This is a genomic window from Streptomyces echinatus (assembly GCF_014203595.1).
Lineage (GTDB): Bacteria > Actinomycetota > Actinomycetes > Streptomycetales > Streptomycetaceae > Streptomyces > Streptomyces echinatus.
Genome location: NZ_JACHJK010000017.1, coordinates 99,780 through 120,828 on the forward strand (window position 1 = coordinate 99,780; position 21,049 = coordinate 120,828).

Genomic DNA, 21,049 nt, shown 5'->3' on the forward strand with positions numbered 1-21,049 from the left:
CTGCTCCATAGTTGGCGCACAACGTGCACCGGACCAGCCCGACTCGGACACCCTGGGGGTCATCGCGCCCATGAGCAGAGTTCAAGAGCCGTCCCGAAGAACCGTTCTGGCGGTGGCCGTCGCAGCGGCGGTGACCGGCACAGCGGCCCCCGCTGCCGCCGCCGCACCGCGACCCGCCGCCGACGCCGACGGACCCGGCGGGGCGCAGGCCCGCCCGATCGACTATCACGCCTGGACGACGCACCGCGAATGGCGCAGCGGGACCGCCCAGGGCACCCGGGCCGTCTCCGGCCGCCGGCCCGGCGTCGTGATCGGCGCCCCCGCCGGGCGCACCGACTACACCGACCCGCACACCGGCACCACCGCCGCCTGGGACTACGCCACCTGGACCTCCCCGGTGCACCGGCTCGCCGTGCCCGCCACCGAGGCCGTCGCCTCCTGGAACGCGCACACGCCCGACGGCACCTGGATCCAGGTCGAGCTGCTCGGCACGTACTCCGACGGCACGGAGACACCCTGGTACGTGATGGGCCGCTGGGCGGCCGGCGACCAGGACATCAAGCGGACCTCGGTGGACGACCAGACCGACGGCAGAAGCACCATCTGGACCGACACCTTCGCCATCGACGACGCGAGCACCGGCCTGCGCCTGACGGCGTACCGGCTGCGCCTCACCCTGTACCGGCGGCCCGGCACGCACCTCACGCCGACCGTCTGGCGGCTCGGCGCGATGGGCTCCGACATCCCCGACCGCTTCACCGTCCCGGCCTCCACCCCCGGCCTCGCCCAGGAACTGGCCGTCCCGCGCTACTCGCAGGAGATCCACAAGGGCCAGTACCCCGAGTACGACAGCGGTGGCGAGGCATGGTGCAGCCCGACCTCCTCGCAGATGATCGTCGAGTACTGGGGCGGCAGGCTCACCCGCGAGCAGCTGTCCTGGGTCGACCCGTCCTACGCCGACCCGCAGGTCGACCACGCGGCCCGGTTCACCTACGACCACCAGTACGAGGGCTGCGGCAACTGGCCCTTCAACGCGGCCTACGCGGCCACCTTCGAGGGTCTGCAGGGCGTGGTCACCCGGCTCGCCTCCCTCACCGACCTGGAGACGCTGATCGCGGCCGGCATCCCGGCCATAACGTCCCAGTCCTTCCTGAAGACCGAGCTGACCGGCGCCGGGTACGGCACCTCCGGGCACCTGATGACGGTGATCGGGTTCACCGCGGACGGCGACGTGATCGCGAACGATCCGGCGTCGGCGGACGACGCGGCGGTCCGACGGGTCTATCTGCGCCGGGAGTTCGAGAACATCTGGCTGCGGACCAAGCGGTACAACGCCTCCGGGAAGGTCGTCTCCGGCACCGGAGGGGTCTGCTACCTCTACTTCCCGGCCCACCCGAGCCCGCGCCAGCGCAAGGCGCTCGCCCTGGTGGGCGTGCACTGACCCGCCGACGGGCGTGTGACCAAGCTCATCGCCCCGAACGCCGTCGCGGGTGGCAAGGTGGACGGGTGTACGGGGGGATTCGACCATGTACGTCCGACCTCTGCGAGTAACACCATGACCGCACACCCGGCCACCGCCACCCGCGTCCGCACCGGCGGCCCCCAGGAAGACGGCCCGAAGATCGTCGAGCACGTCATGGGCTGGGTCCTCGTCGCGGTGCTCGCGATGCTCGTGACCCAGCTCGGCCTTCTCTGAGCCGACGCGCGCACGTCCGCCCGGTCCCGCGCGCACGTCCGCCCGGTCCCGCGCGGGTGTCCGCCCGGCCTCGCGCGGGCTCCGGTGCCGAGCCACGCGGGCTCCGGGACGGTGCTCTCGTACCGCCCCCACGCTCCTGAACCGACCGCTCAGACGGTTCCGTACCGACCGCCTCCGCGCGCTGCATGTTCTGACATACTGCGGATGTCTCGCCGCGCCTAGACAGGGTCGATCTTGAACATGCCGCAGCAGCGTGCCGCCACCCCGGTGCGCGGCACCGAGCGCTCCACGGCGCGTCGTGCCGAACTCATCGCCATCGGGCGGAAGTTGTTCGCCGACACGTCCTACGACGCCCTGTCCATGGACGACATCGCCCGGCACGCCCACGTCGCCAAGGGCCTGATCTACTACTACTTCCGCTCCAAGCGCGGCTACTACCTGGCGATCATCCAGGACTCCGTCGCCGACCTGGTCACCTCCGCCGCCGGCGGCCTCCGGCTGCCCGCCGTGGACCGCGTGCACCGCACCATCGACGGCTATCTGCGCTACGCCGAGAACCACCAGGCCGCCTACCGCACCATCGTCAGCGGCGGTGTCGGCTTCGACACGGAGGTGCACGCGATCCGCGACGGCGTGCGCGAGGCGATCGTCGCCACGATCGCCGAGGGTGCCTACGGCCGCCGCGAGACAGCCCCGCTGGCCCGGATGGGCCTGCTCTCCTGGGTGTGCAGCGTGGAGGGTGCCACCCTGGACTGGATAGACCGCCCCGGGCTGTCCCGCGACACCATGCGCGAGCTGCTCGTGAAGACGCTCGGCGGGGCCCTGCGCGCCGTCGAGGAGCTGGACCCCGCCTACCCGGCCCCGCCGCCCGCCCGCCGGGACGGCTGAGCACCGCCCGCCTGCCGGGACGGCCGGGAACGAGGAAGCGGAGGCCCGTGACCCCCGCTCCGCCGTCCCCCGGTGCGGGGCTAGTGGATCGCCTTGATCAGCTCACCGTTCGCGGTGTCGCCGCTCAGCTCCCAGAAGAAGGTGCCGCCGAGCCCCTGCTGGTCCTTGTACGTCATCTTCGTGGCGATGGTCGCCGGGGTGTCGTAACTCCACCAGTCGTTCCCGCACTTGGCGTAGGCCGTGCCGCCCACCGTGCCGGTCGCCGGGCACTTGGCCTTGAGCACCTTGTAGTCGTCGATGCCCTGCTCGTACGTGCCGGCCGCCGGGCCGGTGGCCGTGCCGCCGGGCGCCGCCTGGGTGACCCCCGTCCAGCCGCGGCCGTAGAAGCCGATGCCGAGCAGCAGCTTGGAGGCCGGGACGCCGAGCCCCCTGAGCTTGGCGACGGTCGCCGAGGAGTGGTAGTTCGCCTTCGGGATGCCCGCGTAGGAGTTCAGCGGGGAGTGCGGGGCGGTCGGGCCGGCCGCGTCCCAGGCGCCGAAGTAGTCGTACGTCATCGGGTTGTACCAGTCGACGTACTGGGCGGCTCCGGCGTAGTTGGCCGCGTCGATCTTTCCGCCGCTGGTGGCGTCCGCGGTGATCGCCGCCGTCACCAGGTTCCCGGAGCCGAACTTCGACCGCAGCGCGGCCATCAGGTTCTTGAAGGCCTCCCGCCCGCTGGTGTCGCAGGTGTTGCCGCAGGCGTTCGGGTACTCCCAGTCGATGTCGATGCCGTCGAAGACGCCCGCCCACTTGGAGTTCTTCACCAGGTCGTAGCAGGACTGGGCGAAGGCGGCGGGGTTCTTCGCGGCCTCGCCGAAGCCGCCCGACCAGGTCCAGCCGCCGAAGGACCACAGGACCTTCAGGCCCGGGTGCTTCTTCTTCAGCTTCAGCAGCTGGTTGAAGTTGCCGCGCAGCGGCTGGTCCCAGGTGTCGGCGACGCCGTCGACGGACTCGGCCGCGGTGTAGGCCCGGTCGGTCGCCGCGTAGGAGTCGCCCATCGCGCACCTGCCGCCGGTGACGTTGCCGAAGGCGTAGTTGATGTGGGTCAGCCTGGCCGCGGAGCCCGAGGTCTCGATGTTCTTGACGTAGTACTTGCGGTCGTAGGTGCCCCATTCGGTGAAGTAGCCGACGACCTTGGAGCCGGCCTTCACCTGCGGGGCGCTCGGTGCCGCCGCGGTCGCCGTGCCCGTGCCGGCCAGCAGGCCCGCGCCGAGGGCGGCGGTACACGCGGCCGAGACGAGCGCCCGGACGAGGGTGCGGTGGGGAGTGTGCATCGGTGTCTCCTCGTGGGGGAGAGGGGAATGCGCGCCGATTGGCATGAACGCGGTAAAGCGTTGGTCATGCACAGTAGGAGGACTAGACCATTTGGTCAATGGTTCGGACCAATATCGGCCCTGATGGGTGCCCGGACTGGATTCCTGAAGTGAGCGGTCGTTAACTGGTGACGGGAGGTCGCCGATCGGGCATACTCACAGCGCATGCCGCTGGTCAGCAGCTTCCGAGACCCGGGAGCGGGCGCCTCCGGCACAGCGATCAGGCGGAGCCGCCCCCACCACGGGCCGATACCGCCGGTGTCCGAACAGGGAGGAGCCCGTCGCCATGTCCGTCCGCGACCCGCAGCCGGTGGAGCGTCAACTGCCGACGGAAGAGGCGAGGGATCTGCTCGCCCTCGTCCGGGAGATCGCCCAGCGCGAGATCGCGCCGAGGGCCGCGGAGGAGGAGGACGCGGGACGCTTCCCGCGCGAGATCTTCACCCTGCTCTCCGAGTCAGGCCTGCTGGGCCTGCCGTACGCCGCCGAGTACGGCGGCGGCGACCAGCCCTACGAGGTCTACCTCCAGGTCCTGGAGGAGCTGGCCGCGGCCCGGCTCACCGTGGGCCTCGGTGTCAGCGTCCACACGCTCGCCTCCTACGCGCTCGCCACCCACGGCGCCAAGCAGCAGCAGGTCGAGCACCTGCCCGCCATGCTGGGCGGCGGCCTGCTCGGCGCGTACTGCCTGTCCGAGCCGTCCTCCGGCTCCGACGCCGCCTCCCTGCGCACCAAGGCCGTCCGGGACGGCGACGAGTGGGTCATCGACGGCACCAAGGCCTGGATCACCCACGGCGGCATCGCCGACTTCTACACCGTGATGGCCCGCACCGGCGAGGACGGCCCGCGCGGGATCACCGCCTTCCTCGTGCCCGGTGACGCGCCCGGCCTCAGCGGTGCGGCGCCCGAGAAGAAGATGGGCATGAAGGGCTCGCCCACCGCACAGGTGCACTTCGACGGCGTCCGCGTCCCGGACGACCGGCGCATCGGGGAGGAGGGCCAGGGCTTCTCCATCGCCCTGTCGGCGCTCGACTCCGGCCGGCTCGGCATCGCGGCCTGCGCCGTCGGCGTCGCCCAGGCCGCCCTCGACGAGGCGGTCCGCTATGCCACCGAGCGCCGCCAGTTCGGCCGTCCCGTCGCCGACTTCCAGGGCCTGCGCTTCATGCTCGCCGACATGGCCACCCAGATCGAGGCGGGCCGCGCGCTGTACCTGGCCGCGGCCCGGCTGAGGGACGCCGGCCGGCCGTTCGCCAAGCAGGCCGCCATGGCCAAGCTGCACTGCACCGACACGGCCATGAAGGTCACCACCGACGCGGTGCAGATACTGGGCGGCTACGGCTACACCGCAGACTTCCCGGCCGAACGCTACATGCGCGAGGCCAAGGTCCTGCAGATCGTCGAGGGCACCAACCAGATCCAGCGGATGGTCATCGCCCGTCACGTGGCGGGGCCAGAAGGTCGCTGAACTGGCCCGTCAGGACCGTCGGGGCCGCCAGCCTGCTCCACTCCGGGTCGTGGCGGCCCGGCAGGGTGCGCCCCCGGTCGGCCCAGACCCGCATGAGGTCGCGGTAGATCGGCGGATCCTGCGGCGCGGGCGGCGGAACCGATTCTGCCGGGCGCGGCACGAAGATACGGCGCTGACGCCCGGTCGCCGGGTACGTGGGGGTCATACCTGGGCAACGCGGCGACGTCCGGACAGGTCACCCCCCGATGGAATCGAGCGTCAGTCCACACCCGTCCGGTTCGCCCTCTGGCCTCCTCCGGAGAGCTGACGTACCGTCAGCTCTCCATCGCCCAGGGGGTGTCCGTGGCCGACGACCGTCCCGTACCGCTCGACGAGTACCCCGTGCACCAGGTGCCGCTCTCCATGAAGCATGTGGCGACCGGTGACCGGAACGCCTACGACCGCTGCATCTTCCACGTCCTGGACCACGAGGGCCGCGCACTGCTCATCCTCGGCCTCGGCGTCTACCCGAACCTGGGCGTGATCGACGCCTACGCCACCCTCCGCGCCGGGGACACCCTGCACGCCGTGCGCGCCTCGGACGCCCTCGGTGAGGACCGGATGCGGCTCGCCGTCGGACCGCTGCGCATCGAGGTCACCCGGCCGCTCGAGAAGCTGCGCCTGATCTGCGAGGACGAGCAGCTGTCCTACGACCTCACCTGGACCGCCGCCTTCCCCGCCCTCTGGGAGCCGCACCACCTCCAGCGCCGGGGCGACCGGCTCACCCTGGAGGGGCGCCGCTTCGTCCAGGCCGGCACGGCGGAGGGCGTGATCCACGCCGGGGGAGCGGAGTTCCGGGTCACCGCCGACGACTGGACCGGCACCCGGGACCGCAGCTGGGGCGTGCGGCCGATACCAGGCGAGGACGGAGGCCGGCTCGCCGCCGACCACCCCGCCGAGGGCTTCCACTGGATCTGGTGCCCGGTCCGCTTCGGCGACCGCTTCCTGATGGTCATCACCCAGGAGGACGCCGACGGCCACCGCTCCCTGAACGACGCCACCCTCGTCCGCCCCGGCCACCGCGACCGTCAACTGGGCTGGCCGCAGGCCGAGATCGGCTACCGCTCCGGCACCCGCCATCCAGAACGGGCGGTCGTCCACCTCGGCGACGCCCGCACACCGCGGAGGCTGGACGTCGAGATCCTCGCCTCCTCGCCGCTCGCGCTCGGCGCGGGCTACCCGCCGGCGGACGACTGGCAGCACGGCACCTGGCGCGGGCCCGGCTGGACCGACCGCCGCGCCTACGACATGAACCTGCCCCACCCTCTGGCCGGCTACGGCGTCACCGACCACTCCGCCCGCTTCCGGTTCGACGGGCGGACGGGGTACGGCATCTTCGAGCACGGCTCGTTCGGCCGGCACGACCCGAGCGGCTTCACCGGCTTCGACTCGGTCGCGCCCTGAGGGAGGACGAGATGACCACGGCCCCGCGTCCCCGCACCAGCACCCGGGACCCCGAGGAGCTGACCCGGCGCCTCACCGCCTGGCTGGGCGCCCGGCTGCCCGGCGCCGAGGCGGCCGGCGTCACCGTACCGGCCTCCAACGGCATGTCCAGCGAGACCCTGCTGTTCGACATCGACCATCCCCGGCCGCCCGTCGCCTCCTGCGCGTTGCGGCTGGCGGCGGACCCGGCCGCGTACACCGTCTTCCCCGAGTACGACATGGCCCGGCAGTACCGCACCCTGGAGCTCGTCGCCGGGCACACGGACGTGCCCGTGCCCCGGACGCTGTGGCTGGAGGAGGACCCCGGCCCGCTCGGGGCGCCGTTCCTCGTCATGGAGCGGGTCGCCGGCCGCGTGCCGCCGGACGTCATGCCGTACACCTACGAGGGCAGCTGGCTGCACGCGGCGAGCGACGCCGAACGCGAGCACCTGGAGGCGGCCACGGTCGGGTTGCTCGCCCGGCTGCACGACCAACTCCCGGCCTCCGAGGCCGGGTTCCTCGCCCTGCCGGGTGAGGGGGACGCACTGCGCCGGCATGTGACGGCCCAACGCGCCTACTACGCCTGGGTGATCGACGGTCTCGCCCCCTCCCCCCTCATCGAGGCCGCGTTCGACCGGCTGGAGCGGCTGTGGCCGCGTGAACCCGGGGAACCCGTCCTCACCTGGGGAGACGCCCGCATCGGGAACGTGGTCTACGACGGCTTCGAGCCCGTCGCCGTACTGGACTGGGAGATGGCGGCGCTCGCCCCGCGCGAGGTGGACCTCGGCTGGACGATCTACCTGCACCGGTTCTTCCAGGACCTCACGACCGGCTCCGGCCAGCGGGGGCTGCCCGGCTTCCTGCGCCGCGACCGCGTCGAGGCCCGCTATGCGCGCCTGACCGGTCACACCCCGCGGGACATGGACTTCTACACCCTGTACGCCGCCCTGCGGCACGCGATCGTCATGCTGCGCATCGCCTACCGTCAGGCGTACTTCGGGGAGGTCGCCGTCCCGCGGGATCCGGACACGCTGATCCTGCACCACGGCAGTCTGCGCGCCATGGTGCAGGGCACGTACTGGGAGGGGTGAGGCGGCTCAGGCGGCCTGGCCGCGCATCGACGGCACCCGCATCGGGCGCGAGCCCGGGCCGCCGACGTGCGAGAAGGGCTGCGTCCGCCAGTCCAGACCCTGGGGGAGCGTCAGCAGCAGGGCCGTGTCCTGCTCCTGCGGCTCGACGGACTCGTCCGCGGGGCGGGCGTCGGACGCCGAACGGCCCGTACCCGCGCACACCGTGAGCCCGAACGGGTTCCACGGCGAGGCGCACAGCGCGTGTTCCGGCAGGGACTCCTCGTCCGCCAGCAGCGCGATCGGCTGCGCGCAGTCCGGGCAGATCACCCGGTACATCTCGAAGGTGTCGAAGGCGTCCAGTTCGTCCTCGAAGGCGTCGGGTTCGACGCCCTCCGGCTCGGGCTCCGCGACCTGCTGCTGCCGTGTGGACGCGGATCGACCAGGGCGATGGGTGTTCTGCATGGGTTTCTCCCCCTATGGATGGGCCGAGAAGGCGCTGCGGCCTCGACCACAGCAAGCACTTCCCGTCCGCCCTCGGTGGTAATCACGAACGCATCACGGAGCCCGTCCCAGTCGTGTGGTGTTCATCACATGTCGTCCGCACGTGCCCGTCCCCGAGCCTTTTCCGCCGAACGCGGAGTGACCTGGGCCTCTCAGGTATCCGGAGAGATCAAGCGCACTGTAGGTTTTGGCGACATGGAGGAGCTGGACCGTCAAATCGTGCAGCTGCTCGTCAAGGACGGGCGGATGAGCTACACAGACCTGGGCAAGGCCACGGGCCTGTCCACGTCGGCCGTGCACCAGCGGGTGCGCCGGCTGGAACAGCGTGGCGTCATCCGCGGCTATGCCGCGGTGGTCGACCCCGAGGCCGTCGGGCTGCCCCTGACCGCGTTCATCTCGGTGAAGCCGTTCGACCCCAGCGCTCCCGACGACATCGCGGACCGCCTCGCCGGCGTCCCCGAGATCGAGGCCTGCCACAGCGTGGCCGGCGACGAGAACTACATCCTCAAGGTGCGCGTGTCCACACCGCACGAACTGGAGGAACTGCTGGCCCGGCTGCGCGGCCTGGCGGGCGTGTCGACACGGACGACGGTGGTGCTGTCGACACCGTACGAGGCCCGCCCCCCGAAAATCTGACGACGGCCCCACCTGCCCCGCCCCACCACCGCACCGTCCCGTCACTTCACCGCCCCGTGGCTCCGCCGTGCCGTTGCTCCGGTGTCCCGCCCTGCCGGGTGCCTGCCCGCGCGCGCCCCTGGTGCGGTGCCGTGTGGACGGCGAGAGAGACTGTCGGTCATGAGCAACCGCACCGCCGAGCCCGCCAAGACCGTCCTCCTGCGCCGCGGCGAGGTGCACAGCCCCGCCGACCCCTTCGCCACCGCGATGGTCGTGGAGCACGGCCAGGTCGCCTGGGTCGGCTCCGAGGGCGCCGCCGACGCCTTCGCCGACGGCGTGGACGAGGTGGTCGACCTCGACGGCGCCCTGGTCACCCCGGCCTTCACCGACGCCCATGTGCACACCACCGCCACGGGCCTGGCCCTGACCGGCCTCGACCTCTCCGGCACCCCCTCCCTGGAGACGGCCCTCGCGCGGATCCGCGAGTTCGCTGCCGCCCGCCCCGGCGACCGGGTGCTGCTGGGCCACGGCTGGGACGCCGCCCGCTGGCCCGGCGGCCGGCCGCCGACCCGCGCGGAACTGGACGAGGCCACCGGCGGACGCCCCCTGTACCTGTCCCGCATCGACGTGCACTCCGCGGTCGTCACCACGGCCCTGCTGGACATGGTCCCCGGTGACGTCCCCCGCGAGGACGCCCCGCTCACCCGGGACGCCCACCACGTCGTCCGCGAGACCGCCCTCGCGGCCATCACCCCCGCCCAGCGCGCCGAGGCCCAGCGCACCGCCCTGGCCCACGCCGCCTCCCTCGGTATCGGCACCGTTCACGAGTGCGGCGGCCCGCAGATCTCCTCCGAGGACGACTTCACGGCCCTGCTGCGGCTCGCCGCCGGGACACCGGGGCCGCGCGTGGTCGGCTACTGGGCCGAGCAGGACACCGAGAAGGCACGCGAGCTGGGCGCGGTCGGCGCCGCGGGCGATCTCTTCGCCGACGGCGCCCTCGGCTCGCACACCGCCTGCCTGCACGAGCCCTACGCCGACGCCGGCCACACCGGCACCGCCTACCTGGACGCCGACGCCGTCGCCGCCCATGTGGTGGCCTGCACCGAGGCGGGTCTGCAGGCCGGCTTCCACGCCATCGGCGACGCCGCCGTGTCCGCCGTGGCCGAGGGCGTGCGCGCCGCCGCCGAGAAGCTGGGCCTCGCCCGCATCCGCGCCGCCCGGCACCGCGTCGAGCACGCCGAGATGCTCACCCCCGAAACCGTCGCCGCATTCGCCGAGCTGGGCCTGATCGCCTCCGTCCAGCCCGCCTTCGACGCGCTGTGGGGCGGCGAGGACGGCATGTACGCCCGGCGTCTGGGCGCTGAGCGGGCCCGCACCCTCAACCCGTACGCCGCCCTGCTCCGCGCCGGCGTGCCGCTCGCATTCGGCTCCGACAGTCCGGTCACCCCGCTCGATCCGTGGGGCACCGTCCGTGCCGCCGCCTTCCACCACACGCCGGAGCACCGCATCTCCGTCCGTGCCGCGTTCACCGCGCACACCCGCGGCGGCTGGCGGGCCGTCGGCCGTGACGACGCGGGCGTCCTGGCCCCGGGCGCGCCCGCCGACTACGCCGTCTGGCGGACGGACGAGCTGGTGGTGCAGGCCCCCGACGACCGGGTGGCCCGCTGGTCCACCGACCCGCGCTCGGGCACCCCCGGCCTGCCCGATCTCTCCCCGGGCCGTGACCTGCCGGTCTGTCTGCGGACCGTGGTGGGCGGACGGACGGTGTTCGTACGGCCGGGCGAGTGATCTCCCGGGGCGGCGCGGCGGCGGGCCGCCGCCGCGGCCCCGCCGCCCGACCTGCGCATCCTCCGCACGGCCCGCCGTGCCGGCGCTGCCCCAGCAGGTCGGAGGGCTGTTGACAGTCGGCGGCCGGGGGCCGGTAGGTTCGTCCGAGTCCACCACCGGACGCCCGACCGGGGAGCGTTCAGACGGCTCGTCGCAGCGCCGCTGGGTCAGGGACGGTGTGCCGCACCGGGCACCGCCACTGGGAGCCAGGCTCAGCGCCCGCGCCGACGAGGGAACGTTCCAGCTGGTCGGCCAGGTGTGACCCGGGTGGGGCCCGGGCGCTCAGTAGACAACGGCTTTCGGTCGATCCGCAGCCAGCGGGTCCCAGGTCGGCCCGAAGGGCGCCGGGCCCCCATCCGCCGTGGTGCGAAGATGCCGGGAGTACCGTGGGGACAGCCCGAAAGGCACACTCTTACCCCGCTCTCGGGGATTCGACACCGCCGGACGCGCACGATGTCATGTCTTCCCAGGCCGTGCCCACTATGGTGGACCCCTGCGTACAACATGAAGGGGCAGCAGTGAACGACGGCGACGGGACCCTCGCGGCCAAGGCCCACGGGAGGCAGTTCGGCCCGCTCGGCACGGCCTTGGTGATCATTCCGACCTACAACGAGGCGGAGAACATCAAGACCATCGTCGGCCGGGTGCGCAGGGCCGTCCCCGAGGCGCATGTACTGATCGCGGACGACAACAGCCCCGACGGCACCGGCAAGCTCGCCGACGAGCTCGCCGCCGAGGACGACCACATCCAGGTGCTGCACCGCAAGGGCAAGGAGGGCCTCGGCGCCGCCTACCTCGCGGGCTTCCGCTGGGGCCTGGAGCGGGACTACGGCGTGCTGATCGAGATGGACGCCGACGGCTCCCACCAGCCCGAGGAACTGCCGCGGCTGCTCACCGCCCTCAAGGGCGCCGACCTGGTCCTGGGTTCCCGCTGGGTGCCCGGCGGCCGCGTGGTGAACTGGCCGAAGTCCCGCGAGTTCATCTCCCGCGGCGGCAGCCTCTACTCCCGCCTCGCCCTGGACCTGCCGCTGCGCGACATCACCGGCGGCTACCGTGCCTTCCGCCGCGAGACGCTGGAGGGCCTGGGCCTCGGTGAGGTCGCCTCGCAGGGCTACTGCTTCCAGGTCGACCTGGCGCGGCGCGCGGTCAAGGCCGGCTACCACGTCGTCGAGGTGCCGATCACCTTCGTCGAGCGCGAGCTCGGTGACTCCAAGATGAGCAAGAACATCGTCGTCGAGGCGCTGTGGCGGGTCACCGCCTGGGGCGTGGGCGACCGCGTCGACAAGATCACCGGCAAGGACAAGCACGCCTAGGGCCTCTCGTCCGGACCGGGCCGGGCTCGCGGGCCCCGGTCCGGCCCGAGCAGGACACGGCACGCCCGGCGCACGGCGTCCGGAGCGGGCCGGCGCACGGTGCCAGGAGCAGGCCGGCGCACGGTGCCCGGAGCGGGCCGGTCAGCCCCTTATCCCGCGCTGAGCCGCGCCCAGGCACACTGGGAGCATGACGACTGGCGCTCCCACCTCTCCGTACACCGCCCGCCGCCGGCCCTCACGGCTGCGCAGGTACCTGCCGCTGGGCATCGCCGCGTGGCTGGTGCTGGAGATCTGGCTGCTGACCCTGGTCGCGGGCGCCGCGGGCGGCCTCACGGTCTTCCTTCTGCTCGTCGCGGGCCTCGTGGCCGGCTCCGTGGTGATCAAGCGGGCGGGCCGTCGCGCCTTCCAGAGCCTGAACGAGGCACTGCAGCGGGGCGGCTCGCCGGAGCGAGGCGGCGGCAACGGCCTGATGATGCTCGGCGGTCTGCTGCTGATGATCCCCGGCCTCGTCTCGGACGCGGCCGGTCTGCTCCTGCTGCTCCCGCCGGTCCAGAAGGCGGTGAGCCGCTTCGCGGAGAACGCCTTCGACAGGAGCCTTCGCAAGGCCGCTCCGGGGAGCCTGGGCGATGCGTTCCAGCAGGCCCGCATGCACCGGCCCGACGGCAAGGTGGTCCAGGGCGAGGTCATCCGGGAGGACCGCCCCGAGCCGGGGGAGCAGCGGCCTCCGCTCACCCGCTGAGTCCGCCGTCCGCGGGGGCCGGGCACGGCCCGCCGGGCCGCTGCCCCAGGGACTCCGGGCAGCACGAAACCGCGGGCGCCGTACATCTGCGTACGGCGCCCGCGGTTACTTGTGCTGTATGCGCGCCTTATGCGCTCTTGCGGCTGTCCCTGGGGTGGACCGCGATGTTCATCGCCCCCGAGCGCAGCACCGCCAGACGCTCCTCGAGGACCTCTTCGAGCTCCTCGCGGGTGCGTCGTTCCATCAGCATGTCCCAATGGGTACGCGCGGGCTTGGCCTTCTTCTCTTCAGGGCCGTCGCCGTCCACCAGGAGTGCCTGGGCCCCGCAGACCTTGCACTCCCACTCCGGCGGGATCTCCGCCTCGACCGAGAAGGGCATCTCAAACCGGTGCCCCTTCTCACATGCGTACTCCACGGCCTGGCGCGGGGCCAGGTCGATACCGCGGTCCGTCTCGTAGCTGGTCACCACGAGGCGCGTACCGCGAAGAGCTCGCTCACTCATGAATCGTGCCTCCCGGGCTTGTCGCCCACAGGACAGGTGTCGCTGTCGTCGTCATCCGGTCAACGTCCGGTCGGCGGTAAAGATTCCCGTTCCGGGTCATGCGTCGCCGTCGTAGCCGCCCCTTGTTCTACCCACAGGCGCCCGGTTTGTCACATCTGCTAGCAGATGTCACCCAGCGTTCCGGCATCTTTGACGCGCAGTAACGGTACGCCTGGCAGGCCAAACGCGTACACTACCGCCCTTTCGCGCCGAGTGCTAAATCGACGCTAGATCTTTTCCGGAAGCGGGTTGCCCGCCTCGCCGATCGCCCGCCGCACCGGGACCCGCGCGAGCAGCGCGAAACCGAGGACGAAGAAGGCCACCAGCGACACGATCGCGGAGCGGTAGCTTCCGGTCAGCTGGTACGTCACGCCGAACAGCAGCGGGCCGAGCCAGCTCATCCCGCGGTCGCTCATCTCGTACGCGGAGAAGTACTCGGCCTCCTTGCCCGGCGGCACCAGGTGGGAGAACAGGGACCGGGACAGCGCCTGGCTGCCGCCGAGGACCAGGCCGATGCCGGCGGCCAGCACGAAGAAGAACACCGGCGCCCCGGCCGGCAGGAAGTAGCCCGCCGCCAGCGTGACCGTCCACGCCACCAGCGAGCCGAGGATCGTGCGCTGCGCGCCGTACGTCCGCGCCAGCCGGCCCATCGCCAGCGCGCACGCCACGGCCAGCACCTGCACCAGCAGCACGGCCACGATGAGCGTCGACTGGCCGAGTCCGAGCTCCTCGGAGCCGTAGACCGACGCCTGGGAGATCACGGTCTGGATGCCGTCGTTGTAGACGAGGTACGCCAGCAGGAACGCCAGCGTCAGCGGGTACCGGCGCATGTCCCGGACCGTCGCCGCGAGCTGCCGCAGCCCCGGTGCCGTGCTGTGCTCCACGCGCGCGTGCCGGTCGCGCAGCCGGCGCAGCGGTACGAGGGTGAACGCGCCCCACCACAGGCCGGCCGTGGCCAGGCACACGCGGACCGCGGCGGTCTCGGACAGGCCGAAGGAGTCGTGCGCCGAGTACAGGACCAGGTCGGCGACCAGGACGAGGGCGCCCGCCGCGTAGCCGAGGGCCCAGCCCCGGGAGGAGACCGCGTCCCGCTCCTCGGGCGGGGCGATCTGCGGGAGGTAGGAGTTGTAGAGCATCATCCCGACGGACTGCGCCGCGTTGGCCACGACCAGCAGTGCCCCGCCGAGCAGATACCGGTCGCCGTCCAGGAAGAACATCCCCGTCGTGGCCGCCGCTCCGGTGTACGCCGCCGCGGCGAGCAGCGGCTTCTTGCGGCCCGTGCGGTCGGCCGCGCTGCCCACCAGCGGCATCAGGACGACCGCGAGGACCACCGACAGGGACACCGAGTAGGCGAAGAAGGAGCCCGCCCGGACCGGGACGCCCAGCGGGTGCACATAGCCGTCGCCGTCCGCGGCCCGCTCGGCGACCGAGGTGAGATACGGGCCGAGGAACACCGTGAGGACGCTCGTGGAGTAGACCGAGCACGCCCAGTCGTAGACGTACCAGCCGCGCTGCTCGCGTCTGCGCCCGGCGGTCTCGTCCGCCGTCCGTACCCGCACGGTGTCGGTGCCCACCCGTGCCCTCGCTTCCCCGCTGTACTGCGAAGGCTCGGGCCGGGACGGCCGGGCGGTCAGGCCCAGACGCCGCGCTCCTCCATGACCTTGCGCAACGTGTCGATGTGGTCGGTCATGATGCCATCAACGCCCAGGTCCAGGAGCCGGTGCATCCGCTCCGCCTCGTTGACGGTCCACACGTGCACCTGCAGCCCGCGCGCGTGCGCCACACGGACGAAGCGCTGGTCGACCACCTGCACGCCCGACTGGGCCTCCGGCACCTGCGCGGCCACGGCCGACCGGCGCACCGCGGCCGGCAGCCCCCAGGAGCGCAGCCGCAGGCTCAGCACCCCGCGTGTGCCGAACGAGGTGGCCAGCCGGGGCCCGGCCAGCCGCTGCGCCCGCAGCACCCGCGCCTCGGAGAAGGAGCCCACACAGACCCGGTCCCAGGCGTCCTCGCGCTCGATCAGCTCCAGCAGGGGCCGCAGCGCCGCCTCCGCCTTGATGTCGACGTTCCAGCGCACCGTGGGGAAGGTGTCCAGCAGCTCCTCGAACAGCGGCACCGGTTCCCGGCCGCCCACGCGCGCCTGCCGTACGTCCGCCCACGGCAGGTCGGCGATCCGGCCCGCGCCGTCGGTGACCCGGTCCAGGGTCGAGTCGTGGAAGGCGACCAGCCGGCCGTCGGCCGTGGCGTGCACGTCCGTCTCGATGTACCGGTAGCCCAGCTCCACGGCGCGCCCGAACTGCGCCACGGTGTTCTCCAGGCCGTCGGCCGCACCGCCCCGGTGGGCGAAGGCGATCGGCCCCGGGTGGTCCAGGTAGGGGTGGCGCAGGGGTGGTGTCGTGAGGGTCACGGACGCAGTATGACCCGCTCTGGTGTCGCGGCGGCAACGACCGTGCTGCCCCTTGGTGCCGACGGGACGGCGAACCACCGCAGGAACACCTGTGCCAGCGGGCCGATGGACACGGCGTACAGCACGGTGCCCACCCCGATGGTGCCGCCCAGCGCGAATCCGGTGACCACCACCGCCACCTCGACCGCCGTCCGTATCAGCCGGATCGACCGGCCCGTGCGCCGGTGCAGCCCCGTCATCAGGCCGTCGCGCGGACCCGGGCCGAAGCGCGCCGCGATGTACAGTCCGGTGGCCATGCCGTTCAGCACGATCCCCGCGACCATGAGCGGGATCCGCACCGCGAGGGAGCGGAGGTCCGGCAGGAGCGCGAGCGTGCCGTCCATGGCGAGACCGATGACGAAGACGTTGGAGACCGTGCCGAGCCCGGGCCGCTGGCGCAGCGGGATCCACAGGAGCAGCACGGCCGCGCCCACGATGATCAGCACGGCCCCGATGCTCAGTCCGGTCAGCTCCGCGAGCCCCTGGTGCAGCACGTTCCACGGCTCCAGCCCCAGTCCCGCCGCCACGAGCAGCGCCGAACTCACGCCGTACAGCGTGAGTCCGGCGTAGAGCTGGACCAACCGTCGTCCGAGACGGCGACCGGACACGGACGCGCCGGGAGTGGACACGAGATACCCCCCTGGGTGGTGGAAGTGGCCTGACGCATGACACTCTGTGGCTTGGAAGCAATCGTCATCCATGGCCAATCCGGGGAAGGTGGACTGATCTCCATGGCGCAGTGGACCTCGGCGGTGGGGGCCGCGCAACTCGCCCGGCTCCTCACCTCCCAGCAGGACCGCCCGGCCGGTCCCGGCACCCGCCGTCCCCCCGCCTATCGCGCCCTCGCCGACGGCGTCCGGCTGCTCGTGCTGGAGGGCCGGGTCCCGGTGGCCGCGCGGCTGCCCGCGGAACGCGAACTGGCCCTGGCCCTCTCCGTCAGCCGTACCACCGTCGCGGCGGCCTACGAGGCGCTGCGCGGCGAGGGCTTCCTGGAGTCCCGGCGCGGAGCGGGCAGCTGGACCGCCGTGCCGGCCGGCAATCCGGTCCCGGCCCGCGGCCTGGAGCCGCTCCCGCCGGAGTCCCTCGGCTCGGTGATCGACCTCGGCTGTGCCTCGCTGCCGGCCCCCGAGCCGTGGCTGACCCGGGCGGTGCGGGGTGCCCTGGAGGAGCTGCCGCCGTACGCCCACACGCACGGCGACTACCCGGCCGGGCTGCCCGCCCTGCGCTCGATGATCGCCGAGCGCTACACCGCGCGCGGGATCCCCACCATGCCCGAGCAGATCATGGTGACGACCGGTGCGATGGGTGCCATCGACGCGATCTGCCACCTCTTCGCGGGCCGCGGCGAGCGCATCGCCGTGGAGTCGCCGTCCTACGCCAACATCCTCCAGCTCATGCGCGAGGCCGGCGCCCGGCTCGTCCCGGTCGCGATGGCGGCGGGCCTGTCCGGCTGGGACATGGACCGCTGGCGCCAGATCCTGCGCGAGGCCGCGCCGCGCATCGCGTATGTGGTCGCCGACTTCCACAACCCCACCGGCGCGCTCGCCGACGAGGACCAGCGGCGCCGGCTGGTGGACGCGGCCCGCTCTGCCGGCACGGTCCTGGTCGCCGACGAGACGATGTCCGAACTCTGGCTGGACGAGGACTTCCGGGACGGCGGCATGCCGCGCCCGGTGTGCGGCTTCGACCCGGCGGGCTCCACGGTGATCACGGTCGGCTCGGCCAGCAAGGCGTTCTGGGCGGGGATGCGGATCGGCTGGGTGCGTGCGGCGCCCGACGTCATCCGCAGCCTGGTCGCCGCGCGCGCGTACGCCGACCTGGGCACGCCGGTGCTGGAGCAGCTGGCCGTGAACTGGCTCTTCAGCACCGGCGGCTGGGCGGAGGCGGTCGAGCTGCGCCGGGTCCAGGCCCGCGAGAACCGCGATGCCCTGGTGGCCGCCCTCCGCCGGGAACTGCCGGACTGGGAGTTCGAGGTCCCCCGGGGCGGCCTGACCCTCTGGGTCCGCGCCGGCGGCCTGTCCGGCTCCCGCCTCGCGGAAGCGGGCGAGCGGGCCGGTGTCCGTGTGCCCTCCGGTCCCCGCTTCGGCGTCGACGGCGCCTTCGAGGGCTACGTACGGCTTCCCTTCACCGTCGGGGGAGCGGTCGCGGACGAGGCGGCGGCACGGCTCGCCGCGGCGGCCCGCCTGGTGGAATCCGGCGCCACGGGCGGCGCGGAAGCACCCCGCACATTCGTGGCGTGACCGGGCACGCCCGCCGGTGCCGTGAGGCCGACGGTGCCGGCGGTTCCCCAGGGGCGCGGGGAACTGCGCGCCGGGCCGTCGGCGGCGCGCGGTCGCCGACGATGCCGCACCGGCCGAACCGGTGGGCGCTCACCCGGCGGCCGGTGGAGGGTCACGGATCCCTCAGCCCTCGGCCGGCACGGCCTCCGCGGTCACCGGTGTCTTCTCCTCCACCGGCTTGGTGAGATCCGGCTCCGCCCCGCCGGCAGCGGTCCGCGCCGGCAGCAGATCCAGCACCGCCTGCCGGTCGGCATCGCTCGTCGCGTCGTCGTAGGGGTCCGGCGTACGCGGCACCTGGAGCCGGTGCACCGGACCGGACCCCAGCCGGGCGTATCCCCGCCCGGGCGGCACCTGCGCGGGCGGCGTGGTGTGCGGCGGCGCCCCGAGCACCGCCTCCACCTGCTGCGGCGCGGCGGCCCCCAGCACGACACGCGCGCGCGTGTGCTGCCGTACCGCGTCGCTGAGCGTCTCCGCGTTGTCGAACTGTTCGGCCACGACCACGGTCACGTTCGCCGCGCGCCCGTGCCGCAGCGGCACCTGGAGCAGGGCCTGCGGATCCTTGCGGCCGTCCGCCGCCGCGAGGTGCGCGAACACGCCGGGCCGGTCCAGCAGGACCCACAGCGGGCGCCGGGTGTCCGCGGGCGGCGGGTCGCCCGCCTGCCGGGCCAGATTGATCGCGATCAGCCGCCGCTCGGTCTCCTGCGCCGCCCACTCCAGGCTGGCCAGCGCCCCGGCGAGGGAGCACTCGACGGCCAGTACGCCGTCCCGGCCGGTCAGGCAGGCGTACTCGCCGGTGCCGCCGCCGTCGACGATCAGCACGTCGCCGTACTGCAGGGCCTGCAGGGCGATGGAGCGCAGCAGCGTGGACGTGCCGCCGCCGGGGTGGCCCATGGCCAGCAGGTGCGGCTCGGTGGAGCGGATGCCGGTGCGCCAGACGACCGGCGGGACGTCGATCTTCTCCTCCCCGTACGAGAGAGGGAGGGTGCGCTGGACCTCACTGGGGTCGGTGTAACCGAGCACGGTCTCGCCGGGCGCGGTCACGAAGCGCTGGGCGGGAACGTCGGCGGGCAGCGGGGCGAGGACGGTGACGGCGAGCCGATTGCCCTCCTCGTCCCAGTCGAAGTGGTACTCGCGGCTCCGCCCCGCCTTCACGGTGAGCAGCTGCTCGATCCGCGCGCGGGCCGAGGGCTCGCCGTCCGGGAAGTAGGCGGGGTACCGGATCTCGAGGTGGGCGAAGCGCCCGGAGTCGTCGAACTCGTGCGCGGCGAAGGCCTTCTCCCACTCCCCGCCGTGCGCGTACAGCGGAGCCGGGTCGTCGGGGCCGGAGAAGTACGGCACCAGGGCCTCGTACAGCGCCTGGAGCCGTTCGGTCTGGGACTCGTCGGGCCCCTCGGACGCCGACGGGGCGCGGTCGCGGCCCTGCCAGCCCGCTGCCGCCATCAGGGTGATGACGGCGAGCAGCGGGCCGTACGGCACCAGGGCCACGACCAGGACGACGGAGGCCGCCAGGAACAGCAGCGGCCCGCGTTTGTCCTTGGGCGTGTCCGCCCATCTGCGCCGGCCGGCCGCGGCCAGCAGGCGCAGCCCGCGCGTGACGGTGATCAGCGGGTGGAGGACGTCGGTGGCGCTGTCGGCCGCCGTCCGGGCCAGCTCCCTGCTCCGGGCGAGCTGCATCCGGGCGATCTGGGCGCTGTCCTTGCTCAGAATGCGGGGGAGGGGGCGCCGGGCCACTGCTGACTCCTGATCGTGCGTGCGGGTGGGGTGGGCGGGGTCAGAACTTGAGGCCGCCGAGGAGGCTGGCGAGACTCTCGCCGCCGGCCTTGATGCTCGGCGCGATGGCCGTGCTCGACAGGTAGAAGCCGAACAGAGCCGAGACCGTGGCGTGCGAGCCCTTCAGTCCGTCCTTGCGGAAGAAGAGAAAGACGACGACGCCGAGCAGGAACACGCCAGACAGGGAGAGGATCATTTCGGGCCTCCTGGTGTCGAAGGTGGGGGACAGTCACCATGAGTTCTTCCAGGATCACAGGATGTATCCATACGATTAAAGGTGCAACCGGGTGAAAAACGGCAGATTTCCCTCACTTGGCGGAGCCGGCTCCGCCCCGGTTGACCAGGCATGTCGCCCGCCGTGAGGCCCGTCGCTGATCTTTACCTCGGGCACATCGGGTCATGTGCCGCGCAAGCCAGTACGCTGGCGATTCACTCGTACGGCTGCGTTCCCTCGCTGTCGTACGCTCGCTCAGTTCCCCAGCAGTCCCCGAACGTGCAAGGAGAGGCGGTCCCGCCGATGAGTGAAGCCCCCGACCCCGAGGTCGTGGAGCTGGCGACCAAGATCTTCGATCTGGCCCGGCAGGGGCAGACCGAGGCGCTCGTGGCGTATGTCGACGCGGGTGTTCCGGCCGACCTCACCAACGACCGCGGCGACTCCCTGGTGATGCTCGCCGCCTACCACGGTCACGCCGACGCGGTGCGCGCGCTGCTCGCCCGCGGGGCGGCGGCGAACCAGATCAACGACCGGGGCCAGACCCCGCTCGCGGGCGCCGTCTTCAAGGGTGAGACGGACGTCATCAAGGCCCTCCTGGAGGGCGGAGCCGATCCTTCCGCGGGCATGCCGTCGGCCGTCGACACGGCCCGGATGTTCGCCAAGACGGAACTGCTGGAGCTGTTCGGAACACACTGAACCACGTGTCCTGACCAGGTACGACACAGATAACGGGGGAGGCGGTAAAGGGCCGCCGGAAATACGGTCGCGGCAGCACACAGCGCGGGTCATCATGACGTCGTGATTCACGGACGCGATGGCTGGGCAGGTGTTGCCGCACCGCGCGGACCGTGACGCGGTCCGCATGGGCCACCGACGAG

The 21,049-nt window shown here is 72.6% G+C and carries 20 protein-coding genes; 12 read left to right on the top strand and 8 right to left on the bottom strand.

From position 1 onward, the window contains the following. Positions 1 to 70 precede the first annotated feature (70 nt). From FHS34_RS35245 to FHS34_RS35255, 3 genes are all read left to right on the top strand, one after another. Positions 71 to 1,441 (top strand): C39 family peptidase, encoded by a 1,371-nt coding sequence (locus tag FHS34_RS35245; RefSeq protein ID WP_184973185.1) that lies wholly within the window; start codon positions 71 to 73, stop codon positions 1,439 to 1,441. Positions 1,442 to 1,555: 114 nt separating this feature from the next. Continuing rightward, the gene (locus tag FHS34_RS35250; RefSeq protein WP_184973188.1) at positions 1,556 to 1,696 is read left to right on the top strand and encodes an SCO1431 family membrane protein; all 141 of its coding nucleotides are present in this window, start codon (positions 1,556 to 1,558) and stop codon (positions 1,694 to 1,696) included. A gap of 234 nt (positions 1,697 to 1,930) precedes the next feature. Continuing rightward, complete coding sequence (locus tag FHS34_RS35255) at positions 1,931 to 2,584, top strand: TetR/AcrR family transcriptional regulator (protein WP_372478621.1); 654 nt, start codon at positions 1,931 to 1,933, stop codon at positions 2,582 to 2,584. A gap of 80 nt (positions 2,585 to 2,664) precedes the next feature. On the opposite strand, the gene FHS34_RS35260 is transcribed toward FHS34_RS35255, so the two are convergent. Next, positions 2,665 to 3,897 carry a glycoside hydrolase family 18 protein gene (locus tag FHS34_RS35260; RefSeq protein WP_184973192.1) on the bottom strand — a complete coding sequence of 411 codons (1,233 nt, stop codon included), beginning with the start codon at positions 3,895 to 3,897 and terminating at the stop codon, positions 2,665 to 2,667. A 325-nt stretch (positions 3,898 to 4,222) separates the two neighbouring features. Here FHS34_RS35260 and FHS34_RS35265 point away from each other — a divergent pair, with 325 nt between their 5' ends. The 3 genes from FHS34_RS35265 to FHS34_RS35275 all read left to right on the top strand — a co-directional run bounded on the left by FHS34_RS35265 (position 4,223) and on the right by FHS34_RS35275 (position 7,947). Continuing rightward, positions 4,223 to 5,395, top strand: coding sequence for an acyl-CoA dehydrogenase family protein (locus FHS34_RS35265; RefSeq protein WP_184973195.1), 1,173 nt, complete (start codon positions 4,223 to 4,225; stop codon positions 5,393 to 5,395). A gap of 342 nt (positions 5,396 to 5,737) precedes the next feature. After that, complete coding sequence (locus FHS34_RS35270) at positions 5,738 to 6,838, top strand: Rv3169 family protein (protein WP_184973197.1); 1,101 nt, start codon at positions 5,738 to 5,740, stop codon at positions 6,836 to 6,838. Positions 6,839 to 6,849: 11 nt separating this feature from the next. Next, a complete protein-coding gene (locus FHS34_RS35275) occupies positions 6,850 to 7,947 on the top strand; it encodes a phosphotransferase family protein (protein WP_184973199.1) in 1,098 nt (365 codons plus the stop codon). 6 nt (positions 7,948 to 7,953) lie between these two features. On the opposite strand, the gene FHS34_RS35280 is transcribed toward FHS34_RS35275, so the two are convergent. Continuing rightward, positions 7,954 to 8,388, bottom strand: a complete 435-nt coding sequence (locus tag FHS34_RS35280; protein ID WP_184973202.1) for a hypothetical protein — start codon at positions 8,386 to 8,388, stop codon at positions 7,954 to 7,956. A 234-nt stretch (positions 8,389 to 8,622) separates the two neighbouring features. Here FHS34_RS35280 and FHS34_RS35285 point away from each other — a divergent pair, with 234 nt between their 5' ends. The 4 genes from FHS34_RS35285 to fxsA all read left to right on the top strand — a co-directional run bounded on the left by FHS34_RS35285 (position 8,623) and on the right by fxsA (position 12,921). Next, positions 8,623 to 9,063 (top strand): Lrp/AsnC family transcriptional regulator, encoded by a 441-nt coding sequence (locus tag FHS34_RS35285; RefSeq protein ID WP_184973204.1) that lies wholly within the window; start codon positions 8,623 to 8,625, stop codon positions 9,061 to 9,063. A 159-nt stretch (positions 9,064 to 9,222) separates the two neighbouring features. After that, positions 9,223 to 10,830, top strand: a complete 1,608-nt coding sequence (locus tag FHS34_RS35290) for an amidohydrolase (RefSeq protein ID WP_184973207.1) — start codon at positions 9,223 to 9,225, stop codon at positions 10,828 to 10,830. A gap of 557 nt (positions 10,831 to 11,387) precedes the next feature. Then, complete coding sequence (locus FHS34_RS35295) at positions 11,388 to 12,182, top strand: polyprenol monophosphomannose synthase (protein WP_184973209.1); 795 nt, start codon at positions 11,388 to 11,390, stop codon at positions 12,180 to 12,182. A 187-nt stretch (positions 12,183 to 12,369) separates the two neighbouring features. Next, positions 12,370 to 12,921 (top strand): FxsA family membrane protein, encoded by a 552-nt coding sequence (fxsA, locus tag FHS34_RS35300; protein WP_184973211.1) that lies wholly within the window; start codon positions 12,370 to 12,372, stop codon positions 12,919 to 12,921. A gap of 127 nt (positions 12,922 to 13,048) precedes the next feature. On the opposite strand, the gene FHS34_RS35305 is transcribed toward fxsA, so the two are convergent. From FHS34_RS35305 to yczE, 4 genes are all read right to left on the bottom strand, one after another. Beyond that, on the bottom strand, positions 13,049 to 13,423 hold the full coding sequence (locus FHS34_RS35305) for an RNA polymerase-binding protein RbpA (protein ID WP_003977404.1): 375 nt from the start codon (positions 13,421 to 13,423) through the stop codon (positions 13,049 to 13,051). A 266-nt stretch (positions 13,424 to 13,689) separates the two neighbouring features. Continuing rightward, a complete protein-coding gene (locus tag FHS34_RS35310; RefSeq protein WP_184973213.1) occupies positions 13,690 to 15,036 on the bottom strand; it encodes an MFS transporter in 1,347 nt (448 codons plus the stop codon). Between the two features lie 56 nt (positions 15,037 to 15,092). Continuing rightward, the gene (locus tag FHS34_RS35315) at positions 15,093 to 15,869 is read right to left on the bottom strand and encodes a glycerophosphodiester phosphodiesterase family protein (protein WP_184973215.1); all 777 of its coding nucleotides are present in this window, start codon (positions 15,867 to 15,869) and stop codon (positions 15,093 to 15,095) included. Then, positions 15,866 to 16,609, bottom strand: coding sequence for a membrane protein YczE (gene yczE, locus FHS34_RS35320; protein WP_245002520.1), 744 nt, complete (start codon positions 16,607 to 16,609; stop codon positions 15,866 to 15,868). Before yczE ends, FHS34_RS35315 begins: the two co-directional genes overlap by 4 nt. A gap of 30 nt (positions 16,610 to 16,639) precedes the next feature. On the opposite strand from yczE, the gene FHS34_RS35325 reads away from it, so the two are divergent. Further along, on the top strand, positions 16,640 to 18,148 hold the full coding sequence (locus tag FHS34_RS35325; protein WP_184973217.1) for an SCO1417 family PLP biosynthesis transcription factor: 1,509 nt from the start codon (positions 16,640 to 16,642) through the stop codon (positions 18,146 to 18,148). 162 nt (positions 18,149 to 18,310) lie between these two features. On the opposite strand, the gene FHS34_RS35330 is transcribed toward FHS34_RS35325, so the two are convergent. Then, entirely contained in the window at positions 18,311 to 19,918 is a 1,608-nt protein-coding gene (locus FHS34_RS35330; RefSeq protein ID WP_184973220.1) for an ABC transporter ATP-binding protein, read from the bottom strand. Positions 19,919 to 19,958: 40 nt separating this feature from the next. Next, positions 19,959 to 20,153: a hypothetical protein gene (locus tag FHS34_RS35335; RefSeq protein WP_031174416.1), complete on the bottom strand. Its 195-nt coding sequence runs from the start codon at positions 20,151 to 20,153 to the stop codon at positions 19,959 to 19,961. A 321-nt stretch (positions 20,154 to 20,474) separates the two neighbouring features. Here FHS34_RS35335 and FHS34_RS35340 point away from each other — a divergent pair, with 321 nt between their 5' ends. Continuing rightward, complete coding sequence (locus FHS34_RS35340) at positions 20,475 to 20,867, top strand: ankyrin repeat domain-containing protein (protein WP_184973222.1); 393 nt, start codon at positions 20,475 to 20,477, stop codon at positions 20,865 to 20,867. Positions 20,868 to 21,049 lie beyond the last annotated feature (182 nt).

Excerpts from the sequence above, each read along its gene's own strand:
- FHS34_RS35305 (WP_003977404.1), bottom strand. The coding sequence starts at position 13,423 with ATGAGTGAGCGAGCTCTTCGCGGTACGCGCCTCGTGGTGACCAGCTAC.
- FHS34_RS35340 (WP_184973222.1), top strand. The coding sequence starts at position 20,475 with ATGAGTGAAGCCCCCGACCCCGAGGTCGTGGAGCTGGCGACCAAGATC.
- FHS34_RS35280 (WP_184973202.1), bottom strand. The coding sequence starts at position 8,388 with ATGCAGAACACCCATCGCCCTGGTCGATCCGCGTCCACACGGCAGCAG.
- FHS34_RS35285 (WP_184973204.1), top strand. The coding sequence starts at position 8,623 with ATGGAGGAGCTGGACCGTCAAATCGTGCAGCTGCTCGTCAAGGACGGG.
- FHS34_RS35325 (WP_184973217.1), top strand. The coding sequence starts at position 16,640 with ATGGCGCAGTGGACCTCGGCGGTGGGGGCCGCGCAACTCGCCCGGCTC.
- FHS34_RS35290 (WP_184973207.1), top strand. The coding sequence starts at position 9,223 with ATGAGCAACCGCACCGCCGAGCCCGCCAAGACCGTCCTCCTGCGCCGC.
- FHS34_RS35335 (WP_031174416.1), bottom strand. The coding sequence starts at position 20,153 with ATGATCCTCTCCCTGTCTGGCGTGTTCCTGCTCGGCGTCGTCGTCTTT.
- yczE (WP_245002520.1), bottom strand. The coding sequence starts at position 16,609 with ATGGATGACGATTGCTTCCAAGCCACAGAGTGTCATGCGTCAGGCCAC.
- fxsA (WP_184973211.1), top strand. The coding sequence starts at position 12,370 with ATGACGACTGGCGCTCCCACCTCTCCGTACACCGCCCGCCGCCGGCCC.
- FHS34_RS35245 (WP_184973185.1), top strand. The coding sequence starts at position 71 with ATGAGCAGAGTTCAAGAGCCGTCCCGAAGAACCGTTCTGGCGGTGGCC.
- FHS34_RS35260 (WP_184973192.1), bottom strand. The coding sequence starts at position 3,897 with ATGCACACTCCCCACCGCACCCTCGTCCGGGCGCTCGTCTCGGCCGCG.
- FHS34_RS35275 (WP_184973199.1), top strand. The coding sequence starts at position 6,850 with ATGACCACGGCCCCGCGTCCCCGCACCAGCACCCGGGACCCCGAGGAG.
- FHS34_RS35250 (WP_184973188.1), top strand. The coding sequence starts at position 1,556 with ATGACCGCACACCCGGCCACCGCCACCCGCGTCCGCACCGGCGGCCCC.
- FHS34_RS35265 (WP_184973195.1), top strand. The coding sequence starts at position 4,223 with ATGTCCGTCCGCGACCCGCAGCCGGTGGAGCGTCAACTGCCGACGGAA.